A 6948-nucleotide genomic window follows, 5' to 3' on the forward strand; every position below is an offset into this window, starting at 1 on the left:
CATGTTCCGCAGTCCGCGTAGTCCAGGAAGGTCAACGCCCCGACTTCGGCTCGGCGGATGGCTGTTGCTGGCGGGATTGCTGTTGTTCGGGCTTGGCACTGTCCGGGCCGACTGGGACTTTGCGCAGATTCTGCTATCGGCCGAAAAACGCTACGGCTCCCTGGGTCCGGCGCGCGCGCGGATCGAAGCCTGGAGTCATATGCTCAATGAAGAGCGCAGCGCGGATGAGCGCGAACAACTCAATGCGGTCAATCGCTTCTTCAATCAGCAACTGAATTTTCAGGACGATACTCGCATCTGGCGCCAGACCGACTACTGGGCCACCCCCGTGGAAGCCCTGGTCCGGGGTGCCGCCGACTGCGAGGATTATGCGCTGGCGAAATACTTCAGCCTGCGCCAGCTCGGTATCCCCAGTGAAAAACTGCGTATCACCTACGTCAAGGCGCTGGCTCAGAACCAGGCGCACATGGTGCTGACCTTCTACAGCAGCCCCACGGCCGACCCTCTGGTTCTGGATAACCTGATCGGCGACATCCGCCCCGCCTCCCAACGTAAAGACCTGCTGCCGGTATATGCCTTCAACGCCGAAGGCTTGTACCTGCCAGGCAAGAACGGCGGTCAACGCAGCAGCGACTCGAAAAAACTGTCGCGCTGGCAGGACGTGCTGAAAAAAATGCAAGCCGAAGGGTTCGATGTAGGCGACGGTTAGTCGCACCTGCAAGGAGCGTTTCATGACTTTGCGCAATCAACTGTTTCTGGCCATCTGCCTGTTTTTGCTGGTGGCCTTCAGCGGCAGCTTTTTTGTCAGCCTGGAAAGCTCTCGCGAGCAGACGCTCAGCCAATTGCGTGCCCACGCCCAGGATGCCGCTACCGCGCTGGGCCTGTCATTGTCCGCGCAGCCCGATGATCCGGCCAAAATGGAAACGATGGTCAGCGCGGTCTTCGACAGTGGCTACTTCAGCAGCATCCGCATCATCGACATCGCGAATGAGCAAACGCTGCTGGAGCGCAGTGCACCGGCGAAATCGGCCCATGTGCCGCGCTGGTTTATCCGCCTGGTCAAGCTGCGCCCCGAAGGTGGTGATGCCCTGATCATGCGCGGCTGGCAACAGGCTGCACGCATCGAGGTGGTGAGCAATCCGCAATTTGCCCTGGACAAACTCTGGGACAGCACCGTCGGCAGCCTGATCTGGTTGCTGTTGTGCGGTCTGCTCAGCGCGGTAATTGGCGGCTGGATGTTGCGCCGACAATTTCGCCCGCTCGACAAAATGGTCCGTCAGGCCGAAGCCATCAGCAAGCGCGAGTTCCTCAGCCAGTCCAAGCTGCCGCGCACTCCGGAGTTGAAACGGGTGGTGCTGGCCATGAATCAGATGGTGGAAAAGCTCAAGGGGCTGTTTGCCGAAGAGGCCGTTCGCAGTGAACAACTGCGCGCCGAATCCTACCTGGACAGCCTGACCCAACTGGCTAACCGGCGCTTGCTGGATGAGCAACTTGCCGACCAATTGCAGGTATGCGAACAGAGCCGCGACGGTCATTTGCTGATGCTGCGGATCAACGATCTGGCCGGCCTGAACCAGCGTCTGGGTGGCCAAGGCACCGACGAGTTGATCGGCGCAGTCGCAGAGTTGCTCAAGCGTCTGACCCAGTTGCCTGAGCGCCGTACCTGGCTGGCGGCGCGAAACCGGGGGGGTGAGTTCAGCCTGCTGGCGCCGGGCCTGGACATCCCGGGCGCCGCTCGCCTGGTGGCCGAGATCAGCGTCACCCTGGAAAACATGCGCCTGACCGGTGCCAGCGACTGCATGCCGGTCGCCCATCTGGGCATCGTTGCCTACCATCCAGGTGAAGCTGCCGGCGATGTATTGCTGCGCCTCGACCAGTCGCAGACCGAGGCCGCGCAGCACCCCGAGCGGCCCTGGGTTCAACTGCGCCACAGCGACAGTATGGTCAACCATTCACAGCACGAATGGCGGACCTGGATCGATGACGCGCTGACCCAAGGCAAACTGCAGCTGTATTTCCAACCGGTGGTGCAATGCTCGGATACCCGCCGGGTACTGCATTACAAAGTACTCGCGCGCCTGCTCGATCCCGAGGGCGAGGCAATTGCAGCCGGACATTTCCTGCCCTGGATCGAGCGCCTCGGCTGGTCAGCGCGTTTCGATCTGGCGATGCTCGAGGCGACACTCGATTACCTGGTGATCAACCGCTGGCCGCTGGCTTTGAGCCTGTCCGGCAGCACGCTGCGCGATCAGGCGCAAGTACGGCAAATCGTCGACCTGCTGCAATCGCTTCCGGAACTGGCGCCGTTGCTGACGCTGGAAATCGACGAGCGCCAACTGCCGTCCCCACAAGAGCTGCAACGTCTGACCCATAGCGTGCTCGACACGGGTTACAGCATTGGTCTGCAACACTTCGGTGGGCGTTTCAGCCAGATCGGCAACATCACCCAACTGGGACTGGCTTACCTGAAAATCGATGGTGCCTACGTTCGCAGCATTGACCAGCAACCGGACAAGCGATTGTTTATCGATGCCATCTTTCGCGCGACCCACAGTATCGATCTACCGCTGATTGCGGAGATGGTCGAGACCCAGGGCGAATTGGAGGTCATTCGGGAACTGGGCATATTCGGCGCGATGGGACGCCTGATCGGAGCGCCGGAGCCGATGTGATTCTTGCAGGTTAATCGCGTCAGCGCTCATCGAAGGCAAGCCACACTCCTGCGGATCTACGCCATCTTGTGTGCGTGGCTGGCCCGCGAAAGCGATTTGATATTCAACGGCGATAGTGACTGCCCCCAGCTTTCGCGAGCAAGCCGGCACACTGATGAACTGCGTACACCAGCAGGAGATGGGTTGGCTGTCAGGCCGCCTTCGCTAGCAAGCCAGCTCCCACCATTGGATCCTGGTGTATCCGAGAGAGATTGGTCGGCTCGTAGGCCGCCTTCGCTGGCAGGCCAGCTCCCACAGGGATTGGGGGCAACCTGGAGCTCAGGTCGGCTGTCAGGCCGCCATCACTGTCAGGCCAGTTCTCACAGAAGAGCAAAAGCAAAGTTGCGCACACCCGCCGCCGCTCTTCACCACTCAACAGGCCGAGCGTTAGCTCGCCTGCAGATTTTGATCTTGATCCACCCGCCCCTTCGGGAGGCTGAGTGGAGGTGTTCATCCGGGGGGTAGGCGCGCAGCGCCGTTCGACGAAGTCGAACACATCGAGAGGAGGTCGAAGCGAAGCCGACCGGAGGCGATGCCCCCGAATGGACACCGGAGCGAAGGAACGCCGAGCCTAAGCGAGGGGCCGGACGCTGGGGCAAGCATTTTTGGTTACTTTTAAGGCGTTTGTTAAAAGTGACTCGCCGTAAGGGCGAAACCATAAGCCGCCGTTACCGCAGCAACGGATATGTACTCAGTCAGTTGAGGGATTGCCCTCAACCATAGAATCTCCCACAGTTGAACCGGGCACAACTGGAAGGGATTGGTTGGCTGAGTCCCACAGTTGAGATCGCAACCTGCCGCAACGTTGCAACAGGCTGCGATTCTTTGCGCTTAGCCCCCTTGATTCACACCGTATCCACCTTCAACGAATGATCATTGAGCATGCCGTTGATGATGGTCGCGGTATCCGCCCCGGCCACCACTCCACCTGCCCCCGGCGTCACACCGTAGTAGCTGGCCAGGTTGACGCCGGTCAGGTCGATGGTCTGGTTCGACGCGGCGCCGGCCATGGCGCTGACATCGATACTGGTGGTCACGGCTGCGCCGCTGCCAGTGACCGTGAAGTGCAGATAGTCATCCAGCGAGGCCGATGTGCCGTTCTCCCCTTGCAGCAGTTGCGACAGGTCGAGCTTATCGGTGCCAGGGGTGAAGTCGGAGATGACGTCATGGCCGCTGTTGCCCTTGAGCCACTGGAAGGTATCTGCCCCGGCCCCACCGGACAGGCTATTGTTGCCCAGACCACCAATCAGCAGGTCATCGCCACCGCCGCCACTGAGCACATCGTTGCCCAGGCCTCCGGTAATCACGTTGTTACTGTTATTGCCGGTCAGGGTGTCATTGAAGTTGGAACCGGCAAGGTTTTCGATACCCGTCAGGATGTCTGTACCCGCGCCGAGCGTATTTTGCGCAACAAGCGTACCGAGGTTCACCGTCACGGCGGCGGTGGCATGGGCATAGCTGGCAGTGTCGCTGCCGGTTCCGCCGTCGAGTATGTCGTTGCCCGGGCCGCTGTAGAGCAAGTCGTTGCCGGCATCGCCGTGCATTTCATTGTTGCCCGAGCCGCCGGTCAGCACATCGTTGCCGTCCCCGGCATTGATGATATTGGTGCCAGTGCCCGCCACCAGCACGTCATCTCCACCGGTGCCAGTGAGCGTCTGGCCTTCCTGATAGCTGATGGTCACAGCCGCACTGTCACTGCCGCCGTGGCTGTCGTTGGCGGTGTAAGTGCCGTGATAATCCGGCGTGGTCTGGGCTCCGGCGTAGTTGACTGTCATGGTCAATACATAGTCTTCGGCATCGTTGACACCACTACCACTCGAGCCATTGGGCGTATTGATGAGATGGATCTGGTAGATCCCATCCGCAGCCGCGGTAATGGTCTGGCCGTCGGCGATGCCAATGTAGCTCCCGCCGTCGATCGAATACTCCATGCCGATCTGCCCGGTCGCCTGGTCGTGATTCAGGTTGAGAGTTTCGCCCTTCTTCAGGTGGACGGTGATGCGGTCTTCATCGTTGGCATTAGAGCCGGAGATCTGGCCAAGGTAACCGGTGACCAACAATACCGCCGTCATGGTCGAGCCATTGACCTTGAAAGAATTGCGCACATTGGCGAGGTTCTGGTTGAGCGGGTTATTGGCGTTGCTGCCAGTGAAAGAGACAGCACCGGAGCCCGTGAAGTCCGCGCCTTTGGCTTTCCATCCGGTGTCGAAGCTGGTTGGCGATGCATTGAGCGGGTCGCCATTGGCGTCGGTGTCGTTGGCCAGCAGCAGTTCACCCGGCACCACGATGTTGCCCGACAGCACGTTGGTGATGATGTTATCGTCCATCGCCACAGGTGGTGCGTTAGGAATCACTTTGATGGTCAGGTTCGAGCTGGCGAGATCGCCGTCATTGTCGCTGACGGTGTAGCCGATGTTCTCGGTGAGCACTACCGATGTGGTTTTCTGCGAGATGTAAGTGTAGTCGCCGGTGTCGAGGTTGATCAGCAAGGTGCCGCTGTTGTTGGTAGCAACACTCAGACTGTTGCTTGCGGTAATGAAGGTGCCGTTGTTGGCGCCGCCGCTGAAACTCAGGGAGCCCTGATTGCTGTTGCCGTGCGGGTCATAGGTGTACGTGGTGCCGTCCACCGTGATGGTCTTGATGAAACCACCGTCGGCACCGAATGTACCGCCCTGGCCCAGCAGCGAACCGGTGACCGGCGCGCCGACCACGGTACCGGACAGTACCGAGTTGAGCTGATTGAGGTCGGTGACCACCACGCCATTGGTATTGGTGTGGCTGATGCCGTCATAGGACAGCGGATCAAGGTTGGCGTTGCTCACGCCGCTGCCCAGGCCGATCGCGTAGTTCTTGATGTTGTTGGCATCGAGGAAGGTTTTGAGCGAGGCCTCGTCAGTGGTGCCAATCTCCTGTCCGCTGGTGGGTTTGCCGTCGGAGAAGAAGTAGCCGACGTTCTGCGCTCCGGTGAGTTTGCCCGAGGTGTTGAACGCCGTTTTCATCATCGCCACGGCCGCGTCGTAGTTGGTACCGCCGTCCGCTATGAGGCCGGCGAGCAGCGATTTGGCGGTTGCCACATCGGTCCACACCGAAGTCCTGTCAGTGGCGCTGCTGCTGAAGGTGACGAGCTGCACTTTCACATCGCCGAGGTCGTCGTACTTGTCGAGCAAGGCGCTGATCGCCTGCTTGGCCAGGGCCAGCCGCGACAGGCCCGGTACGCCGGAAGGGTCGACCATACTGCCGGAGACATCGAGCACGATCAGCAGATTGGAGTCGATCTCCACCGCCGTCACCGAACGATCCGAAGCCACTGCCTTGGGCACGTCGTCGACGATGTTGACCACTATGGTGCTGGTGGTGCTGTTGCCTGCCGCATCGGTGGCTTTGTAGGTGAAACTTTCGCTGAGGGTATTTGGGCCGTCGTTGGCGTTTGGCGAAGTGCTCGCTGGTTTGGTCAGGGTGTAGGTGTAGCTGCCGTCGGCGTTGAGCAGGATTTGCCCGTAACTGCCGGTTGCGCTGCCGACCAGGGTATAGGTGATCGCCCCGCTGGCACCGGTGACCGAGCCAACCAACGTGCCGGACGCGGTTTCCCCAGTGTTGCCCGGATCGCTGCCGATGACTGTGCCGGCCGCCAGGTCCAGGCCGCCCTTGCTCAGGTCCAGGGCTTTTTCGTAAACGGTCACGTCAGTGTCCACAACGGCTTTGATATTGCTGTTGGCCACATCGATGGTGATGGTGGTGGTGCTTTCGTCGCCGTCACCGTCACGAATGGTGTACGTGAAGGTATCCGTAGCCCCCGCAGCCCCGACCGAGTTCGGGTTGCTGTGATAGACCGCGTTACCCGCCGCATCCAGCGTCAAGTAACCGTAAGTACCGTTGATGTTGCTGTTGAGTCCGCCTATGGCTGATGTCGAGGTGTTGGCGCCGGCACGCACGCCGACCACCGCTCCACTGGCAGCAGCGCCGTCTGCACCGGTGGCGTCGTTGAGCAACACGTTGCTGCTGACGATATTACCTTCGATTACTGAGCTCGTGTCGGCTTTGGCCAGCGGCAAGTCGTCGACGATGTTGACGTTGATCTGCCCGGTCGCACTGTCGCCATCGGTGTCGGTGGCGACGACGCTGAAGTTCTCGACGACGCTGTTGGCGCCGTTGGCGTTCGGGTGGGTTTCGTTATCGACCAGGGTGTAGCTGTAGCTGATCACGCCCGTGGCCGGGTTGTAACCGGTGATGGTCAGGG

At 60.4% G+C, this 6948-nt stretch carries 3 protein-coding genes; 2 read left to right on the forward strand and 1 reads right to left on the reverse strand.

Annotated elements, in window-relative coordinates; all coding sequences use genetic code 11:
* The first annotated feature begins 1 nt into the window (after nucleotide 1).
* Nucleotides 2-709, forward strand: a complete 708-nt coding sequence (lapG, locus tag KW839_RS19505) for a cysteine protease LapG (RefSeq protein ID WP_060541333.1) — start codon at nucleotides 2-4, stop codon at nucleotides 707-709.
* A gap of 22 nt (nucleotides 710-731) precedes the next feature.
* Nucleotides 732-2672: an EAL domain-containing protein gene (locus KW839_RS19510; protein WP_218425221.1), complete on the forward strand. Its 1941-nt coding sequence runs from the start codon at nucleotides 732-734 to the stop codon at nucleotides 2670-2672.
* An 884-nt stretch (nucleotides 2673-3556) separates the two neighbouring features.
* Here the strand turns inward: KW839_RS19510 and KW839_RS19515 are convergent.
* Nucleotides 3557-6948 (reverse strand): S-layer family protein (locus KW839_RS19515; RefSeq protein ID WP_218425222.1); only part of this gene is annotated, 3392 nt, incomplete at its 5' end.

This window comes from Pseudomonas sp. PDM31, assembly GCF_019218965.1.
GTDB lineage: Bacteria > Pseudomonadota > Gammaproteobacteria > Pseudomonadales > Pseudomonadaceae > Aquipseudomonas.

Bases quoted from the DNA above. Each gene is read 5' to 3' on its own strand.
- KW839_RS19510 (WP_218425221.1), top strand. From the start codon at position 732: ATGACTTTGCGCAATCAACTGTTTCTGGCCATCTGCCTGTTTTTGCTG.
- lapG (WP_060541333.1), top strand. From the start codon at position 2: ATGTTCCGCAGTCCGCGTAGTCCAGGAAGGTCAACGCCCCGACTTCGG.